The following is a 16,257-nucleotide window of genomic DNA, read 5'->3' as shown; positions in this document are numbered from 1 at the left end:
GCCAAGGCCGCGAGGATAGACCGCCGGCGACGGTTAGGATGACCGCGATGTTCGAAGACCTGTGGCCGTGCCTGGTGGCGATCGCGCGCTGGCGCGGGCCGGGCACGCCGTCTTTGCCGGCCGGCAGCGTGCGGCACGATGCCGCCGCTGGCTGGCAGCTCGGCGACGGGCCCTGGGACGACGCCGCGCGCGAGCAGTGGGCGCTGTTCAAGCCCTTGCTCGATGCGCGTGCCGAGGGCCCGCCCTGGGTCATCGCGCAGCTCGGCCAGAGCCTGGACGGCTGCATCGCCACACGCTGCGGCGACTCGGCCTTCGTCAGCGGCCCCGAGGTGCTGTGCCACCTGCACCGGCTGCGCGCGCTGTGCGATGCGGTGATCGTTGGCGCCGGCACGGTGGCGATCGACAACCCGCGGCTGACGACGCGCCACGCCGCCGGCCCAAATCCGCTGCGCGTGCTGTTCGATCCGCGGCTCGGCCTGGCCGGCTGCGTCGCCAGTGCCCACGTGTTCACCGACACCGACGTGCCGACGCTGTGGCTGTGCGACGCCCGCTGGCAAGCGCGCGCTGCAGCGCTGGCCGGCGCGGCGCGCGTGCTGGCAGTGCCCGGGCTGCTGCGCGACGACGGCACGCCGGACGCGGCCGCCGCGCTCGCCGCGCTGCAGGCGCGCGGCTGCCGGCGCGTGCTCGTCGAAGGCGGCGGCGTGACGGTGTCGCGTTTCCTCGCGCAGCGCCGCCTCGACCGGCTGCACCTGTCGATCGCCCCGGTGCTGATCGGCGATGGCCGGCGCGGCCTGTCCTTCGCGGGGTCCGAGCGGCTGGCCGATTGCGCGCGGCCGCGCTGCCGCGTCTTCAACGTCGGCAGCGACCGCCTCTGGGACGTGGATCTGCGGAGTTAGCGCCTCATCGGTGCGGCGGGATGCCGGCGATGTCGAGGTGGCCGATGCGCAGCCGTGTCGCCGGCAGACACTCGATCCGACGCTGCGACCATGCGCGCACCGTGCCGGCGGCGGCCGGGTCCTGCTCGAGCGCCGCGGCGGCGGTGCCGTCGATCAGCGCGCGCAGCAGCGCCGGTGCGCGGGCGCCATCGATCTGCCAGTCGGTGGGCGCCTGCCGCGTGCGCCAGCCGGCGGCAGCCATCCACTGCAGGGCCTGCGCCGCCGCCTGCGGGCCGAGCGCGGCACCGAACCCCTTGTCGCCGTGCTGGTGCTGCGCAAAGAGCGCCTGCACGGTCTCATCGGCCGGATCGGTGGGCTCCCAGGCGATGCGGCCGTCGACGCTGAGCGCGCACAGCAGCGTCGCCCGTGCGGCGGCGGCGCGCGCGAGCAGCGCCTGCAGCCACGGCGCGGACACGAGGTCGAGCAGGGCCGAGCTGGTGACCAGCCCGCCCCGCGGCAGCGCCAGCGTGGCCAGCGTGCGCGCCAGGTCGAGCCGCTGCCGCGCGACGTTCGCCGACCAGCCGCGGCCGGCGAGGTGGATCGTGCCGTGCAAGGCCCGATCGCCATCCAGCGCGAGCTGGTGACCGTGCTGCGCGGCCCAGCGCTCGAGTGCTTCGGGCACCGCGGCCAGCAGCGCCGGGTCGTGGTCGACCAGCCGCCACTGCTGCTTCAGGCCGAGCTGCGGCGCCAGCGCGCGCAGGTTGGCGCCGCTGCCGCAGGCCAGGTCGACGATGCGCCACGGCGCCGCGCCGGGTTCGCGCGTGGTCGCGAAGGCCACGACCTCGGCAGCCGCCGCACGCGCCGCGGCATCGAAGGGCTCGCGCAGCTGCAGCCAGTCGGCGCTGAATCCGGTCATCGGGGAAGGCTTCCGGCATCGTCGAGTGCCGCTTCGAAGGCGGCGACGGCCTGTGGCCAGGCCGGCAGCATGGCGCGCGCCGCGCGTGCGCCGGCCGCCAGCTGCGCGCGCAGCGCGGGCTCGTCGAACACCCGCCGCAGCGCCGCGCGCAAGGCCGCTGCATCGCCGGGCGGCACCAGCATGCCGGCAGCAGGCGGCACCGTGTCGGGAATCGCGCCGGCCGTCGTCGCGATCACCGGCAGGCCATGCGCCAGCGCTTCGGCCAGCGCCATGCCATAACCCTCGAAGTACGAGGCCAGCACGGCGATGTCCGCTTGGCTGTAGTGCGTCTGCAGATCGGCGGGGGGCAACTCGCCCAGCAGGTGCACGCGATGGGCGAGGCCGTGGGCGTGGATCAGGCCGCGCAGCGAGTCCGCGGTGGCCCGGTCGCGGGTCGTGCTGCCGATGCAATGCAAGGTCCAGGCGCGGTCGGCCAGGCCGGCCAGCGCCTCGATCAGCAGCGCATGACCCTTGCGTGCACTCAGTGTCGCGACACACAGCAAGTTGAGCCCCGCGACGGCGCCGGCACCCGATCCGGTCGCCAGCGATGCGGGTGCGGTGCCCGGCGGCACGATGCGGATGCGCGCGGCCGGCACGCCGTACGGCGCCAGCGCCCGCGCGGTCGCCGCGCTCGGCACGATGACGATGCGCGCGCTGGCCAGCGCGCGGCGCTCGCTGTCGGCGAGCTGCCGGCGCGCCGCGTCGTCGAGCCCCGTTTCCAGCGCCAGCGGATGGTGAACCAGCGCAACCCAGCGCAGCCGCGCGGCATGCTGCTCGGTGAGTGCCGGCAGCGCGCCGAAGGCCAGCCCGTCGGCGACGACGAGCGTGCCGTTGTCGATCGCCGCGACGTCTTTCGCGGCAGCGTTCAGCGCTGGCGCGTCCGGCCACGGGAAGCTCGCCGCGAGCGCCGGCATGGCGATCGACCACCCGCGTTCGCGCAGGCCGGCGACGATGGCCCGGTCGTAGCCGTAGCCGCCGGTCAGGCTTGCCGGATCGCCGGGCACGAGGAAGACGAGCCGGCGCATGCGTCGCCCCCGGCGAGTCAGCCCGCGGCCGAAGGCGCCGGCAGGGGCCCTTCGTACGCCGCCCAGGCGACATGCGATTCGTGCAGCGTGACCTTCAGCGACGCGAGGCCCGCACCTTCCGCGCCGAGCTCGCCGGCGGCGATGCGGCCGGCCAGCCGATCGAAGACGAAACGCGCGAGGAACTCGGTGGTGGTGTTGCGGCCATGGAACTCGGGCGCGTCGTCGAGGTTGCGGAAATTCATCGCCTCCAGCACGCTGCGCAGCAGTGCCGCCGCGCGCGCGATGTCGACGACGACGCCGTCGCTGTCGAGCGCCGCGCGCCGCATCTCGCAGTCGACGACGTAGGTCGCGCCGTGCAGGCGCTGGGCCGGGCCGAAGGTCGCGCCGGCGAAGCTGTGGGCGATCATGAAGTGGTCGCGGACGTTGACGCTGTACATGGGCGTCATCAGTCGTAGTCGATGCGGTGGCAGACAGTGCCCTCGGCACCGCCCGCGGCAAGCCGCGCCAGCACCGCCGGCAGCTCGGCAAAGGCAGAAACGTCGGTGACCAGCGCGTCGAGCGCCGGATCGGCCAGCAGCGACAGCGCCAGCGCCAGGCGCCGCGGCGCATCCCAGCGGCTGCGCTGTGCCGCGGCGACATGCCCGACCTGCGACGACTTCAGCACCAGCCGCCGCGCATGAAAGGCTTCGCCCAGCGGCACGCCGACTTGGCGCGCGCCGTACCAGCTCAGCTCCAGCACCGTGGCCTCGAAGCCGGCCAGGCGCAGCGCGGTGGCCAGGCCCGCTTCGCGGCCGCTGGCGTGGATCACCAGATCGGCGTCGCCGCGCGCGTCGTCGGGCAGGGCGAAGGCCGCGCCCAGCTGTTCGGCGAGCGTGCGCCGCTGCGGCTGCACGTCGACCAGCTGCACGCTGCAGCCCGGCAGCCGGCCGGCGAGCCGCGCCACCAGCAGCCCGACCGCGCCGCCGCCGACCACGCTGATGCGGTCGCCGATGCGCGGCGCGGCATCCCACAGCGCGTTGACCGCGGTCTCGAGGTTGGCCGTGAGCACCGCGCGCGCCGGCGGCACGCCCTCGGGCAGCGCATGGACGGCATGCGCCGGCACGACATAGCGCGTCTGGTGCGGATACAGGCAGAACACCGCGCGGCCGCAAAGGGCCGGCGGGCCGTGCTCGACGATGCCGACGCTTGAGTAGCCGTACTTCAGCGGGCCGGGAAAGTCGCCCTCCTGGAACGGCGCGCGCATGCGTGCGTATTCGCTCGCCGGCACCTCGCCGCGGAACACCAGCGTCTCGGTGCCGCGGCTGATCGCGCTGTGCAGCGTGCGCACCCGCACCTCGCCGTCGCCGGGCGGCGGCAGCGCTTGCGTGCGCAGCTCGGCGCGGCCGGGCTCGGCGAGCCAGCAGGCGAGGGCGGTGTCGTGCGGATCGTTCATCGATGGCCGTCTTCGTCGACCAGCCGCGCCATCCGGTCCAGCAGCGCCGCGCGCAGCGCCGCCGTGTCGGCGGCGTCCACCTGCAGCGCTGGCCCGAAGCTGACCCGCACCTTGGCGCGCTGATAACGCGTTATCGACACCTGCAGCGCGGCGGCGAGCTTCTCGCGGTCCTCGGGCCGCCGGCGCAACCGCGTCAGCGGATGGCGCTGCGCGTCGGCATCCAGCACCTGGCTGACCAGCGCCGGCACGCACGCCGTCTGCGGCACGAGTCGCGCGAACACCGCGAAGCTCGCCGACCAGTCCGCCAGCGCATCGAGCGCGCGGCGGGCGCCGAAGACGGCGGGGTCCGGCTCGATGCGCGCCGCCGGAAAGGTCAGCAGCGCGCCGCCGTCCTTCAGGTGCTGCACGCCGCGGCGCACCACCGCCAGGCGGCCGGGCGCGTCGTCGGCGGGCACGAAGATCAGCTGCCGCGCCACCGCCGGCAGCGCGCGCAGGAAGGGCCGGTCGAGCGCGATCACGCGCAGGTCGGGCCGCCCGCCAAGGCTGGCGATCAGCGCCACCGTGTCGGTCATGCCCGGATGGTTCGCGAGCACGCACACCGGGCCGTGCACCGGCACGTGCTGCAGCCCGCGCACCTCGAGGCCGCCGCTCATGCGCCGCAGCATCCAGGCGCTGCCCTCGGCCAGGCCGTGCGCGGCGACTTCGCCGTCGAACTCGTGCGCGATGTCGGCGAAGCGCCGCGCCGGCGGGCGCAACAGCCGCCGCAGCGGCGTGCGGCGCCAGGCGGCCAGGCCGATCGCATCGAACAGATCGTCGATGTTGATCTCGGTCAGCGTGTCGACCGGGCTGGCTGCGGCGCTGGGCATGGTGCGCGCAGTCTAGGGCCGCCGGCGCGCATCGGCGCCGCCGCGATGCGCTACCCTTCGTCCCCAGCGAGGAATGGGGCCTGGCGATGGCGAACCCGGAGCAGGTTGCGCGACAAGAAATCGATCGTCTGCTGCAAGCCGCGGGCTGGGCGGTGCAGGACGTCGACGGCAGGACCTGCGGCTTGATCGAAGCCAAGAGGCGCGGCGCGACGCTCTCGGCGACACGCGCTGCACCGGACAACACCACGGCCGACCTGTTCGACGGCCCGACTTGACCCGATGGTCACCGCGCGCAAAGGCTCCACTGCCACCACCTTGCCGAGCCGGCGCAGGGTGAAGGCGACGCCGCCGGCCCCGGCAGGCGACACGCTGCTTGCCGATCTGCGGCGGCTGATCCAGGAGGCTCGTCACGCTGCTGCCGTCGCCGTGAACATCAGCCTGACGGTGCTCTACTGGCGCATCGGCAAGCGCATCCGCGATGAGGTTCTGGGCGCCACCCGGGCCGACTACGGCGAGCAGATTGTCGCCACGCTGTCGCGACAATTGGCCGCCGAGTATGGGCGGGGCTTCGAGGAGAAGAACCTGCGGCGGATGGTGCAGTTCGCCGAGGCCTTCCCGGACGAGGCGATTGTCGCCACGCTGTGGCGACATTTGAGCTGGTCGCACTTCCGCGAGCTGCTGCCGCTGAAGCAGCCGCTGCAACGCGAGTTCTATGCCGAGATGTGCCGGATCGAGGGCTGGAGCGTGCGCACCCTGGCTGCCCGCATCGACTCGATGCTCTACGAACGCACCGCGCTGTCGCGCCAGCCCGAGGCCGTGGTCGCGAAGGAAATGGCCGCACTGCGAGCGCGCGGCGAGTTGACGCCGGCGCTGGTGCTCAAGGACCCGTACGTGCTCGACTTCCTCGGCGTCGCCGACCGCTACGTCGAGCGTGATCTGGAAGACGCCATCCTGCGTGAACTGGAGGGCTTCCTGCTGGAGATGGGCGCGGGATTCAGCTTCATCGCACGCCAGAAGCGCCTGCAGATCGACGGCGAGGACTTCTACATCGACCTGCTGTTCTACAACCGCCGCCTGAAGCGGCTGATCGCGCTGGACTTGAAGCTCGGGCGATTCAAGTCGGCCTACAAGAGCCAGATGGAGTTGTACCTGCGCTGGCTGGACAAGCACGAGCGGCAGGACGATGAACTGCCACCCCTGGGCATCATCCTGTGCGCCCAGAAGAACGAGGAACAGGTCGAACTGCTCGAGCTCGACAGCGCCGGCATCCACGTCGCCGAGTACCTGACCGAGCTGCCGGCGCGCGAGCTCCTGCACCGCCGCTTGCAAGCGGCCATCGAAACCGCGCGAGCGCGGTTTGAATAGCGACGGGCCAACGTGCTGTTCCTCGACAAGAAACCCGCGAGCGAAACGCCGTGGACCCGCAAGCTTTGGACCTACGACCTGCGCACGAACAAGCACTTCACGCTGAAGACCAATCCGCTGAAGCGCGCTGACCTCGACGAATTCGTCGGCGTGTACAACGTCGCGAATCGCTTCGCTCGGGCTCCGACGTGGGCCGCCGAACGTCCCGAAGGCCGTTGGCGCGCCTACGACTACGACGAGCTGGCCGCCCGCGACAAGGCAAGCCTGGACATCTTCTGCCTGAAGGACGAGTCGCTGGTCGACGGCGACAACCTGCTGGCGCCGGACGTGATCGCGCAAGAGATCATCGACGACCTGGAAGCGGCCCTGAAGCAGTTTCGGCTGATTGCGGCCGACTTGAGCCAGCCGACCGAGTCATCGATCGACTGAGCCTGATAGGAGATCCCGGCTCGGTCAGCGCTTCGTGCACTCCGCCGTCTGGCCCGCCTGCTTCAGGTAGGCAATCAGATCGGCCCGTTCCCGCCGATCCGAAATACCGTCGTAAGTCATCGTGCTCCCCGGCACCATCTTCAGCGGCCCGGCCAGGAACCGATCGAGCGTCTTCTCGTCCCAGACGATCTTCGAGCGTTTCATCGCCGCCGAGTAGTCGAAGCCCGGCACGCTGCCGGCGCGCCGGCCGATGAGGCCGCAGTGCCGCGGGCCGACGCGGTCGAAGGCGAGGGCGTGGCACGCCATGCAGCGGGCGTAGACCTGCTCGCCCTTCAGCACATCGGGCGCGCCGGATGCAGTGCTCGATACCAATGCGGCTGCCGCCAGCGCTGCTGCCCGCCTCACGACACGAAAGCCGACGGCACCGGCACCTCGCCGAGCGCCTGCCGCAGCACCGCCCAGTGCATCGCCTCGTCGCCGAGGATGCTGGCCGCGGCCTTGGCCAGGTCGCGATTCGCGAACAGCGGCACCGCGCCGAGGTAGGCGCTGACCGCCCCTTGCTCGAGCTTGGCGGCGAAGCGCAGCACGTCGGCCTGTGCCTTCAGCTGATCGACCGGAAAGTTGTATGCGGCCTTGGCCTGCACCGGCTTGCCGCCGAGCTTCTCGACCGTCTTCGCCAGCAGGTCGGCATGCTCCTTGTGATGACCCTGGAAGGTCAGCGCCAGGTCGAGCACGGGCTTTTGCAGCAGCTTGCTCTCGGCGCCGAGCTGATAGGCGGCGATCGCCTCCAGCTCCGCGCCGAGCGCGGTGTTGAGGATCTGAACGTCCTTCGGGTCGGCGCCGGACTTGGCCGCCAGCGCCTGCTTGCCCGCGAGCAGCGCGACGGCCGCACCGGACAACACGAGGCCCGAGTGCCCGAGAAAGAGGCGCCGCGCGACGGCGGGCGTCGGCGTGAGCAGGAACGATGACATGGCAACTCCAATGGAAGGGTGGGAATCAGCTGGGGTCGGCCGCCGGTTGATCGGCAAGGCTGGCCAGCACACGACACACGATGCGGTCACAGCGCGCACCGTCGAAGGAGAACGCGTCGGCGATCGCCACGTCGATGTCGCACGACAAGGCTTCGCGCAGCAGGCTGCGCGCGCGGAAGAAGCGGGTTCGCACGGTGGCTTCGGGAATCGCCAGCGCTGCGGCGATCTCCTCGACCTTCCACTCCTCGACCGCGCGCAGCACGAACACCGTGCGAAACACGTCGGGCAGCCGGTCGATGCGTGCCTCCATCAGGCGGCGCAGCTCGGCACGCATGGCGGCGCGGTCGGGCTGCCGGTCGGGGTCGTCGGGCAGCGTCAGCCCGGCCGCATGCGCCGTGTCGTCCATCGCGCCCTCCAGCGAAATCACCTGCGCGCTGCGCGGACGCAGCCGGGCCAGCGCCTCGTTGCTGACGATGCGTACCAGCCAGGTCGACAGCTTCGCATCGGCGCGGAAGCCGCCGAGTCCGCGCCAGGCCTTCAGATATGTGTCCTGCAGCGCGTCCTCGGCCTCGGCGTCGCTCTTCAGGATGCTGCGGGCGGTGCGAAAGAGCAGGCGGTTGTTGCGCCGCATGATCAGCTCGAAGGCCAGCGTGTCGCCGCCGGCGGCGCGGGCGGCGAGGCCGGCGTCGGTTTCAGGCTCGGGCGCGGGCAGGGGGGCGGGCAGCGGCGTCATCATGCGGCGTTGGATGGCATGCCGCGGCGATCCGTTCCCGACCGAGGCTTACGCCGCGCGCCGCGGCAGGCCGAAACTGTCGGTCAGTGCGCGGTAGTCGGCCAGCTGCCGCTGCACGAAGTCCTGCAGCGGCGTGCCGATCAACGACGGCGCCTCGAGCCCGGCACGTTGCCGCAACGCGGCAAAACCGGGCGCCGCGAACGCCGCTTCGAAGGCCGCTGACCATGTGTGATAGGCCGCGTCGTCGACCGCCGGCCCAAGGTAGAAGCCACGCAGGATCGGCCAGCGGATGTCGAAGCCTTGTTCGCGGGCGGTGGGCACAGCCGCCCAGCGGCCGGGCAGGCGGCGGTCAGCCAGCACCGCCAGCACGCGCACCGGTGCACCTGCGTCCTGCTGATGCGCGAGCTCGGCCGCATCCCCGGCCAGCACCTGCACATGGCGGCCGGCGAGCGCACCGACCGCTTCGCCGCCGCCCTCGAACGCGACGAAGCGCATCGTGCGGTGGCCGACGCCGGCCGAGCGTGCGAGCAGCGCGGCCTTCATCCAGTCCTGGCTGCCGATCGTGCCGCCGGCGCCGAAGACGATGGCGTTGGGCTGCGCACGCAGCGCCTCGACCAAGGCGCCGAGGGTCGGCCACGGCGCCGCGCGGTTCACGGCGATCACGCCATGGTCGAAGCCCGGCGCGGCGAGCCAGCGCACCTCGCGCGGCGGGGTCGGGCCGAAGCGGCCCTGCACCAGGTTCAGCAGCGTGCCGCTGGAAAACGCGACCAGCGCCGCCGCATCGGCCGCGCGCTGCGTCAGCGCGGTGCGGTAGGCCAGCGCGCCGATGCCGCCCGGCAGGTAGCGGATCGGCAGCAGCGGGCGCGCGGCATCGGCCTGTTGCAGCGCGGCCTGCGCGAGCCGGCACGACAGGTCGAAGCCGCCGCCGGGCTTGGCCGGGGCGATGCATTCGGCCCCCGGTGGCAAGGCCGGCGGCACAGACCCCGCTGGCAACGCCGGCGCCGAACCTGGCGGCAGCGCGTGCGTCGCGGGCGGCGCCGTGAGCGCACCGAGCAGCAGCGTGCGGCGACGCATCGTCATCGTGGCCACCACAGCGACGCGCGCAAACCCGGCCCGTCGTCGCGCGGTTCCAGCCGCAGGCGGCCGCGATGCCGCTGGATCACCGTCTTGGCGATCGCCAGGCCGAGGCCCGAGCCGCGGCTGCCGCGGCTCTTCGCAAAACGTTCACCGGCCTGGCCGCTGACTTCAGGCGCCAGGCCCGGACCATCATCGATCACCGCAAGGCTCGCGCCCAGGCCATCGGCGGCGGCCTGCAAGGTCACCGTGCCGCCGCCGCGGCCATGCTCGATCGCGTTGTGGCCCAGGTTCAACAGCGCCTCGTGCAGCAGCGCGCGGTCGCCGCGCACCGGCAGTGGGTCCTCGGGCACGTCGAGGCCGAAGTCGAGGCTGCGTTCGCGCGCCAGCGGCAGCAGTTGCAGCGCCACCTCACGCGCGAGCTCGCCCAGGTCGAACGGGTCCTGGCGGGGTACCGCAGCATCGCTGCGCGCCAGCACCAGCAACTGATTCGTCGCGCGGATCGCCTGGTCGAGCGCTGCCGACAGCGCCTGCAGCGCACCGCGTGCGCGCACCGGGTCGGCTTCGCGCAACGCGTAGTCGAGCTGCGCGCGCAAGGTCGTCAGCGGCGTGCGCAGCTGGTGCGACGCGTCGTCGACGAAGCGGCGGCGCTGGTCGAGCAACTGTTCGCTGCGCGCGAGCTGCTGGTTCACCGCATCGACCAGCGGCAGCACGTCGGCGGGCAGGCCGGCGGGATCGAGCGGCCGCAGGTCGTCGGCGGCGCGTGCTCGGGTGTCGGCCGCCAGCCGCGCCAGCGGTCGCAGCACGACGGTCGACACGGCGATCACCGCCACCACCAGCAGCGCCAGCAGCACCAGGTCGCGCTGCAGCGCGCGGCGCACGAAGGCCGACGTGAAACGCTCGCGCGAGACGGTGCTCTCGCCGACCTGGATCACGATCTCGCGTGATTCGCCGAGCGGCGCTTCCAGTGGCCGTTCCAGCGGCCGCTTCAACACGCCCAGCCGCAGCGGCTCGCCGAAATACGCCGCGTCGTAGAACTGCGGCTCGCCGCTGCGCAGCGGTGCCGGCGGCGGCGGCAGGTCGGGGCTGCCGATCTCGACCAGGCCGTCGGCGGTGGCGACACGGAAGTGCACCGTGCCGCTGGCGGTCAGCTGGAAGAACTCGAACAGCCGGTACGGCAGCTCGACCGCGAGGCCGCCGGAGGCCGTCGACACGTTCAGCTCGAGCGCCTTGATCGCGCCGAGCAGCGAGCGGTCATAGGCCGCATTTGCAGCGGCCACGGCATCGGCGCGCGTCAGCCACAGGCCCGCGCCGGCCAGCAGCGCCAGCGCGGGCAGCAGCAGCACCAGCAGCCGCGTGCGCAGGCTGGCGCGCCGGCGCGCCGGATCAGGCATCGCCCGCATCGCCTGCATCGCGCACGGGGCCCGCCAGCGGCGCCCCCGGCGCCGGCTCGGGCTCCAGCACGTAACCCAGGCCGCGGTAGGTGTGGATGCGCACGCCGCTGCCGTCGAGCCGCTTGCGCAGCCGGTGCAGCAGCACGTCGAGCGCGCTCGGCTGCACGTCCTCGTCGTCGGCGAACACGCGGTCGAGCAGCTGCTGGCGGCCGAGCGGCTCGCCCGACTTCGAGATCAGCGCGCGCAGCAGCGCCTGCTCGCGCGGCGACAGCGCGAGCACCTCGTCGGCGAGCGTGAACTGGCGCGTCACCGCGTCGAACTGCAGCGGCCCGCAGCCGAAGCGCGGATGCTCGCTGCCGCGCGCGCGGCGGATCAGCGCCACCAGCCGCGCCTCCAGCTCGGCCAGTGCGAAGGGCTTGGCGAGGAAGTCGTCGGCGCCTTCGTTCAGCGTGTCGACCCGTTCGGCCAGCGAGTCGCGCGCCGTCAGCACCAGAACAGGCAGGCGCCGGTCGGCCGCGCGCAGCCGGCGCAGGATCTCGTGGCCGCCGCGGCCGGGCAGGCCCAAGTCGAGCACCAGCGCGTCGTAGTCGTGCTCGACCAGCGCGCGCTCGACCAGCCGGCCGTCGTCGAGCCAGTCGACGCGAAACCCCGCCTGGCCGAGCGCCTTCGCAAGCCACTCGCCGAGCGTGTGTTCGTCCTCGGCCAGCAGGATGCGCATCGGCTCAGCGCAACCAGTCGCAGAGTTGCGCAGCGGCCTCGGGGCGGTCGAGCAGGTCCCAGTGGCTGCAGTCGGTCAGCACGCGCCGATGCGCCGCCGGCAGCGCGAGCGCGAGCGCCGGGTCGTCGTGGTCGCCGAGTGCGCTGGCCGGCGACACGAGGCCATCGCCGATCAGCCGGTCGCGCAGGCGCGGCGCGCGTTCGGGCAGCGTCCGTGCCAGCGTGCCCGCCAGCGCATAGGCCGGCACGCCGGTGGGCAGCGGTGTCGGCTGGCGGTCGTCGTGGCGCTGGTCGCGGCGCTCGCGGCCTTGCCAGTCGGCGTCTTGCAGGTTGCCGAAACGCAGGTCGGTGATGCCGGCGCTGCGACTCGTGCCGACGCGCCCGATCGGCGCGGCATACGGGCTGAAGCCGAACAGCGCATCGACGAGCCGGCCGCCGCGCTCCAGCGCCGCGCCATGGTGCGGCGTGCCGAGGAAGACCAGCGCCTTCAACGACGACAACCAGGCCTGGTCCGATTGCGTCGCCGCGTGGCAGGCGCTGCGCGCGATCAAGCCGCCCATGCTGTGGCCGAGCAGCACCAGCTCGTCCACCGGCACCGGCCATCCCGCGACCAGGCGCTCGAGCAGCGCGGCCAGGTCGCGCCCGTTCTGCGACACGTGGCGGCCGGTGTTGTAGTGCAGGTAAAGCGGTGTGTAGCCGAGCTCGCGCGCCAGCCAGCAACCGTGGTCATGGCCCTTGCGCTGCCACTGCAAGTCGTTCATGCACAGGCCGTGCACCAGCACCAGCAGGCGGCGGCCATGCGGCGGGCGCGGCAGCGCGGCGAGCGACGCGGCATTCAGCGCCAGCGCGCGGCCCTCGCTGCGCAGCCGCATTGGCAGCGCCAGCGGGTTGGCGGTCTCGGCCAGGTGGTCGCCCCACACGCCGTTCAGTGCGGCGATCGTCGCCTCGCGCCGCGGCGAGCGGTGGTCGGCCTCGCCACCGTGCGGCAGTGCGCCGAACAGCGCATCGGCCGCGTGGCCGACCAGCCGCGTCGTGCCGCGCACTGCGCCGTAAACCGCACCGGTGATGCCGCGGGTCCGCCCCGCCGGCGCCGGCCCGACGATGCCGGCGCGCGAAGCGATCGTGTGGTGCATCGCCTCGACCACATCGGTCAGGCCGAGCACGCCTTCGACGCCCAGGCGCGACAGGCCGCGCAGGTCGGAGATCCGCAGCGGCAGCGCGGGTGCGGAGGCCCGCACCGGCAGCGCCGGCGGCGTCGAAACCTTGTTGTCGTTCACCGAGCTCCTTGTTGACGGCCCTGCCGCAGCGGGCCACTGTGCAGCCGGCGCCGCCGCCGCGCAAGCGAGGCTTTAGAGCCAGCGCCCGGTGCCGGGGCGGCCAGAGCCTGATAGGCGTTTGAAAGGTCGCCGCGGGCACAGTCGCCGCACTCGAAGACATCCGCTGCCAGTCGCCGCCGGGCCGCCCCCAGGCGACGACGCCCCCTCGGGGGGATTGGGGGCCAAAAGGAGAAACACCATGACCGAGCTGAATTTGCGCCGCCGCGCGCTGCTGCACGCCGCCGCGGCCGGCGCTGCCGGCGCCTTCGCCCCGGCGCTACACGCCCAGGCCGCATGGCCTTCCAAGCCGATCCGTTTCGTCGTGCCGTTCGCGCCGGGCGGCAGCTCCGAGATCGTCGCCCGTGCCAGTGCCGCCGAGATGGCGAAGCTGCTCGGCCAGAGCGTCTACGTCGACAACAAGCCCGGCGCCGCCGGCAACGTTGCGATGCAGGAGGTCGCGCGTGCCGACGACCAGCACACGGTGATCCTCGGCCACATCGGCACGCTGGCAGTGAACCCGTTCATCTTCGACAAGCTGCCCTACGACCCGAACAAGGACTTCAAGCCGATCTCGCTGCTGGCGAAGGTGCCGAGCCTGTACCTCGTGCATCCCGACCTGCCGGTGCGCAACCTGAAGGAATTCGTCGCGCTGGTGAAGTCCAAACCGGGCCGGCTGAACTATGGCTCGGCCGGCAACGGCAGCGCCGGCCACCTGGCGATGGAATACCTGAAGATGGCCGCCGACCTGTTCATGGTCCATGTGCCGTACCGCGGCACCGGCCCGCAATTGACCGACCTGCTGGCCGGCCGGCTCGACGCCGCATCGGTCGGCGCGCCGGCGGTGCTGCAGTTCGTCAAGACCGGCAAGCTGCGCTGCATCGCCACCGGCACGCCGCAACGCATCCCGCAATTGCCGGATGTGTCCACCGTCGCCGAGCAGGGCTTTCCGGGCTTCGAGATGACGCAGTGGTACGGCCTGCTCGCTCCGTCGACGCTGCCGGGGGCGGCCACCGACAAGCTGGCCGCCGCCGCCATCAAGGCGGTCAAGGAACCGACGGCGCTCGAGCGCCTGCAGGCCGACGCCGCGATCGCCGTCGGCAGCACGCCGGCCGAGTTCGCGAAGTTCATCGGCGTCGAGCAGCAGCGCTGGAAGGCGGTGATCGCGCGGGCGAAGATCAAGCCGGATTGAGGAGCCCGGGAGACGCTATCTCCGACCTCGAGCAGGCCGCAGTCGGGCATCGCGTCATCTGGGAGACGTCACCTCCCGAATCGAAGGTGTCCCCGGTCGCCTGGTCACGGACCGCGCCACCCAACTCCAGCACCGCCGCGCTCCTCAGCCAGCCGTAGCAGTAGCGGTAGCCCTCGGTGCTGGGGTGGATGCCGTCGGCGCAGAAGTAACGCCGCGGATCAGCGGCCAGCACCGCGCGGTGCGGCCCCTCGTGGAAGCCGACGAAATGGATGTCGTGGTGTTGCGCCAGGCGGCCGAAGCGTCGGGCCGCGGCGTGCGTGCGGCGCGACAGCCACCAGGTGAAGGGCGCTCGGAACAGCGGTGCCAGACCGAGGTCGCCCGGACCCACCCAGATCATGCGGCGCGCCAGCGGGCGCAGCGTGCACACCATGCGTTGCGCCGGCTCGTCGATCTCGGCGAGGCGGCGCGCGCGCAGGATGTCGTTGGCGCCGACGTGCAGCAGCAGCAGGTCGAACAGCGGCTGGCTCGAACGGGGCAGGGACTCGGTCTGGCGGCCGACGTCCGCGATGCGGGCGCCCGAGCGGCTCAGGTTCAGCACCTCGATCTGCGGATGGTCACGCGCCAGCAATCCGGCAATCGCCTCGTCGGCCGCCTGCGCGCCGATGCCGGCGCCGGTGCTGTCGCCGAGCACCAGCACGCGCGCATGCGCGGTCTCGATGCGCCGTTCGAAGGCCGTGTGCACCGCTGCCGCGGCGCGTGCATCGGCCAGCGCCCGGCGCACGCGCAGGCTCTGATCCAGCAGCGCAGCCCCGGCCGCCGCACACATGGCGCCACCCAGGGCCATGCCGAACCTGACGGGAACGGCAGACATCGCAACAACTCCGAAAAACAATTGGTATCGATGCCGTCCCTACGGCAAGCGCCGTGCCCGTCAGCCCGTGCGCGCGGCAAGCTGTCCGAGGCTGCCTGGCCGGTCGAGCTCGGCCAGCGTGGCCAGGCTGGCCAGCGTGTCCAGGCAGGCGCGCGCGACCTCGGTGCCCTTCTTGACGAAGTGCTCGGCGAAGAACTGCCGGTGCTCGTCGTGCTCGTGGAAATCGCGCGGCGTCAGCACCGCCGAGAACACCGGCACCTCGCAATCGAGCTGCACGCGCATCAGCGCGTCGATCACCGCTGCGGCGACGAACTCATGGCGGTAGATGCCGCCGTTGACGACCAGCGCGCAGGCAATGATCGCGTCGTAGCGGCCGGTCTGCGCCAGCTTCTTCGCATGCAGCGGGATCTCGAAGGCGCCGGGCACCTCGAGATGGTCGATACGGCCCGCGAAGCGTCGACTTCGTTCGAGCTCGGCCTTCAGCGCGTCGGTGGCCCGGGCGACGATGTCGCGATGCCAGGTGGCGGAAACGACCGCAATGCGCGGCCGCAGCGTGGTGTCGGAGGAAGGGTGGGAGGAGGTCTGATTCATGGATTTCCCCTTGCGAGAGTGGACGACCAGAATCAGGGCGCACGCGCGCATGGCCGCGGGCGTGCCGATGAACGGGCACGCCGCGACCACGCTCACGCTCTCTTTCATCCGGACTGTGACCGTCGGCCCTGGCCTCGCACCAGGTCTGCTGACCCCGCCGCCTGCATGAAATCCTTGCACGGCAACGGGCGCTCGCGGGCTCGCCGCTTGCGCGGCATACCGCCGGTGGGGAATTCCGCCCCGCCCTGAGAACGTTTGCCCGCCGCGGACGGCGGGCGCAGGAATTCTAGAAGTGGCTGCGGCGCCGGCGCTGTCGCCCAGGCGGCATCGCCTTAGCCCGCATGTTTCACGGTAGGTGAGCTGTACGGCCGATTTGGTTGGAGGCAGCCGATTTGGCCGAGATTTGGATCTCGAATTGGGACATTGCGACCCCTGTCGTCCGCAATGGGGCCGC

Annotated in this window: 19 protein-coding genes and 1 riboswitch; of the genes, 5 read left to right on the top strand and 14 right to left on the bottom strand. The window is 72.4% G+C overall.

Translation table 11 applies throughout. From position 1 onward, the window contains the following. Positions 1-47: 47 nt before the first annotated feature. A complete protein-coding gene (locus tag HLB44_RS00095; RefSeq protein WP_173119367.1) occupies positions 48-896 on the top strand; it encodes a RibD family protein in 849 nt (282 codons plus the stop codon). A 4-nt stretch (positions 897-900) separates the two neighbouring features. Here the strand turns inward: HLB44_RS00095 and HLB44_RS00090 are convergent, their stop codons facing one another. From HLB44_RS00090 to HLB44_RS00070, 5 genes are read right to left on the bottom strand one after another with little or no spacing between them, the layout of a single operon-like run. Continuing rightward, positions 901-1,791, bottom strand: coding sequence for an SAM-dependent methyltransferase (locus HLB44_RS00090; protein WP_173119365.1), 891 nt, complete (start codon positions 1,789-1,791; stop codon positions 901-903). Beyond that, positions 1,788-2,855 (bottom strand): glycosyltransferase family 4 protein, encoded by a 1,068-nt coding sequence (locus HLB44_RS00085; RefSeq protein WP_173119363.1) that lies wholly within the window; start codon positions 2,853-2,855, stop codon positions 1,788-1,790. Before HLB44_RS00085 ends, HLB44_RS00090 begins: the two co-directional genes overlap by 4 nt. Before the next feature lie 17 nt (positions 2,856-2,872). Beyond that, positions 2,873-3,292 (bottom strand): 6-pyruvoyl trahydropterin synthase family protein, encoded by a 420-nt coding sequence (locus HLB44_RS00080; protein WP_173119361.1) that lies wholly within the window; start codon positions 3,290-3,292, stop codon positions 2,873-2,875. 8 nt (positions 3,293-3,300) lie between these two features. Then, the gene (locus tag HLB44_RS00075) at positions 3,301-4,287 is read right to left on the bottom strand and encodes a zinc-dependent alcohol dehydrogenase (RefSeq protein ID WP_173119359.1); all 987 of its coding nucleotides are present in this window, start codon (positions 4,285-4,287) and stop codon (positions 3,301-3,303) included. Next, positions 4,284-5,153, bottom strand: coding sequence for a lysophospholipid acyltransferase family protein (locus tag HLB44_RS00070; protein ID WP_173119357.1), 870 nt, complete (start codon positions 5,151-5,153; stop codon positions 4,284-4,286). Before HLB44_RS00070 ends, HLB44_RS00075 begins: the two co-directional genes overlap by 4 nt. A gap of 86 nt (positions 5,154-5,239) precedes the next feature. Between HLB44_RS00070 and HLB44_RS36680 the strand changes: the two genes are divergently transcribed. The 3 genes from HLB44_RS36680 to HLB44_RS00055 are packed head-to-tail and all read left to right on the top strand — an operon-like array spanning position 5,240 to position 6,947. Continuing rightward, entirely contained in the window at positions 5,240-5,428 is a 189-nt protein-coding gene (locus tag HLB44_RS36680; protein WP_217283487.1) for a hypothetical protein, read from the top strand. Between the two features lie 4 nt (positions 5,429-5,432). Then, positions 5,433-6,518: a PDDEXK nuclease domain-containing protein gene (locus HLB44_RS00060; protein ID WP_173119355.1), complete on the top strand. Its 1,086-nt coding sequence runs from the start codon at positions 5,433-5,435 to the stop codon at positions 6,516-6,518. A 12-nt stretch (positions 6,519-6,530) separates the two neighbouring features. Next, entirely contained in the window at positions 6,531-6,947 is a 417-nt protein-coding gene (locus HLB44_RS00055; protein WP_173119353.1) for a hypothetical protein, read from the top strand. 24 nt (positions 6,948-6,971) lie between these two features. Here the strand turns inward: HLB44_RS00055 and HLB44_RS36910 are convergent, their stop codons facing one another. The 7 genes from HLB44_RS36910 to HLB44_RS00020 are packed head-to-tail and all read right to left on the bottom strand — an operon-like array spanning position 6,972 to position 13,113. Further along, positions 6,972-7,352 carry a c-type cytochrome gene (locus HLB44_RS36910; protein ID WP_343051181.1) on the bottom strand — a complete coding sequence of 127 codons (381 nt, stop codon included), beginning with the start codon at positions 7,350-7,352 and terminating at the stop codon, positions 6,972-6,974. Further along, positions 7,349-7,918 carry a ferritin-like domain-containing protein gene (locus HLB44_RS00045; RefSeq protein WP_173119351.1) on the bottom strand — a complete coding sequence of 190 codons (570 nt, stop codon included), beginning with the start codon at positions 7,916-7,918 and terminating at the stop codon, positions 7,349-7,351. Before HLB44_RS00045 ends, HLB44_RS36910 begins: the two co-directional genes overlap by 4 nt. A gap of 25 nt (positions 7,919-7,943) precedes the next feature. Then, a complete protein-coding gene (locus HLB44_RS00040) occupies positions 7,944-8,654 on the bottom strand; it encodes an RNA polymerase sigma factor (RefSeq protein WP_425500751.1) in 711 nt (236 codons plus the stop codon). A gap of 45 nt (positions 8,655-8,699) precedes the next feature. Next, entirely contained in the window at positions 8,700-9,731 is a 1,032-nt protein-coding gene (locus tag HLB44_RS00035) for a Bug family tripartite tricarboxylate transporter substrate binding protein (protein WP_246311993.1), read from the bottom strand. Next, on the bottom strand, positions 9,728-11,119 hold the full coding sequence (locus HLB44_RS00030) for a sensor histidine kinase (protein ID WP_173119346.1): 1,392 nt from the start codon (positions 11,117-11,119) through the stop codon (positions 9,728-9,730). Before HLB44_RS00030 ends, HLB44_RS00035 begins: the two co-directional genes overlap by 4 nt. Next, complete coding sequence (locus tag HLB44_RS00025) at positions 11,112-11,837, bottom strand: response regulator (protein ID WP_173119344.1); 726 nt, start codon at positions 11,835-11,837, stop codon at positions 11,112-11,114. Before HLB44_RS00025 ends, HLB44_RS00030 begins: the two co-directional genes overlap by 8 nt. Before the next feature lie 4 nt (positions 11,838-11,841). Further along, entirely contained in the window at positions 11,842-13,113 is a 1,272-nt protein-coding gene (locus HLB44_RS00020; RefSeq protein ID WP_343051180.1) for a lipase family alpha/beta hydrolase, read from the bottom strand. Positions 13,114-13,351: 238 nt separating this feature from the next. Between HLB44_RS00020 and HLB44_RS00015 the strand changes: the two genes are divergently transcribed. Then, positions 13,352-14,341, top strand: a complete 990-nt coding sequence (locus HLB44_RS00015) for a Bug family tripartite tricarboxylate transporter substrate binding protein (protein WP_173119342.1) — start codon at positions 13,352-13,354, stop codon at positions 14,339-14,341. Here HLB44_RS00015 and HLB44_RS00010 read toward each other — a convergent pair. After that, entirely contained in the window at positions 14,328-15,212 is an 885-nt protein-coding gene (locus HLB44_RS00010) for an SGNH/GDSL hydrolase family protein (RefSeq protein ID WP_173119341.1), read from the bottom strand. The genes HLB44_RS00015 and HLB44_RS00010 overlap by 14 nt on opposite strands. 60 nt (positions 15,213-15,272) lie before the next feature. Next, positions 15,273-15,803: a 6,7-dimethyl-8-ribityllumazine synthase gene (locus tag HLB44_RS00005; protein ID WP_173119339.1), complete on the bottom strand. Its 531-nt coding sequence runs from the start codon at positions 15,801-15,803 to the stop codon at positions 15,273-15,275. Between the two features lie 92 nt (positions 15,804-15,895). After that, positions 15,896-16,060: riboswitch (FMN riboswitch) on the bottom strand. Positions 16,061-16,257 lie beyond the last annotated feature (197 nt).

This window comes from Pseudaquabacterium terrae (genome assembly GCF_013266755.1).
Classification (GTDB): domain Bacteria; phylum Pseudomonadota; class Gammaproteobacteria; order Burkholderiales; family Burkholderiaceae_C; genus Pseudaquabacterium; species Pseudaquabacterium terrae.
Note: the sequence above shows the minus strand (reverse complement) of the source record. Positions and strands in the feature narration are given on the sequence as shown.

Coding starts and splice junctions, on each gene's coding strand:
- HLB44_RS00095 (WP_173119367.1), top strand. CDS start 48: ATGTTCGAAGACCTGTGGCCGTGCCTGGTGGCGATCGCGCGCTGGCGC.
- HLB44_RS00090 (WP_173119365.1), bottom strand. CDS start 1,791: ATGACCGGATTCAGCGCCGACTGGCTGCAGCTGCGCGAGCCCTTCGAT.
- HLB44_RS00085 (WP_173119363.1), bottom strand. CDS start 2,855: ATGCGCCGGCTCGTCTTCCTCGTGCCCGGCGATCCGGCAAGCCTGACC.
- HLB44_RS00080 (WP_173119361.1), bottom strand. CDS start 3,292: ATGTACAGCGTCAACGTCCGCGACCACTTCATGATCGCCCACAGCTTC.
- HLB44_RS00075 (WP_173119359.1), bottom strand. CDS start 4,287: ATGAACGATCCGCACGACACCGCCCTCGCCTGCTGGCTCGCCGAGCCC.
- HLB44_RS00070 (WP_173119357.1), bottom strand. CDS start 5,153: ATGCCCAGCGCCGCAGCCAGCCCGGTCGACACGCTGACCGAGATCAAC.
- HLB44_RS36680 (WP_217283487.1), top strand. CDS start 5,240: ATGGCGAACCCGGAGCAGGTTGCGCGACAAGAAATCGATCGTCTGCTG.
- HLB44_RS00060 (WP_173119355.1), top strand. CDS start 5,433: ATGGTCACCGCGCGCAAAGGCTCCACTGCCACCACCTTGCCGAGCCGG.
- HLB44_RS00045 (WP_173119351.1), bottom strand. CDS start 7,918: ATGTCATCGTTCCTGCTCACGCCGACGCCCGCCGTCGCGCGGCGCCTC.
- HLB44_RS00040 (WP_425500751.1), bottom strand. CDS start 8,654: ATGATGACGCCGCTGCCCGCCCCCCTGCCCGCGCCCGAGCCTGAAACC.
- HLB44_RS00035 (WP_246311993.1), bottom strand. CDS start 9,731: ATGACGATGCGTCGCCGCACGCTGCTGCTCGGTGCGCTCACGGCGCCG.
- HLB44_RS00030 (WP_173119346.1), bottom strand. CDS start 11,119: ATGCCTGATCCGGCGCGCCGGCGCGCCAGCCTGCGCACGCGGCTGCTG.
- HLB44_RS00025 (WP_173119344.1), bottom strand. CDS start 11,837: ATGCGCATCCTGCTGGCCGAGGACGAACACACGCTCGGCGAGTGGCTT.
- HLB44_RS00015 (WP_173119342.1), top strand. CDS start 13,352: ATGACCGAGCTGAATTTGCGCCGCCGCGCGCTGCTGCACGCCGCCGCG.
- HLB44_RS00010 (WP_173119341.1), bottom strand. CDS start 15,212: ATGTCTGCCGTTCCCGTCAGGTTCGGCATGGCCCTGGGTGGCGCCATG.
- HLB44_RS00005 (WP_173119339.1), bottom strand. CDS start 15,803: ATGAATCAGACCTCCTCCCACCCTTCCTCCGACACCACGCTGCGGCCG.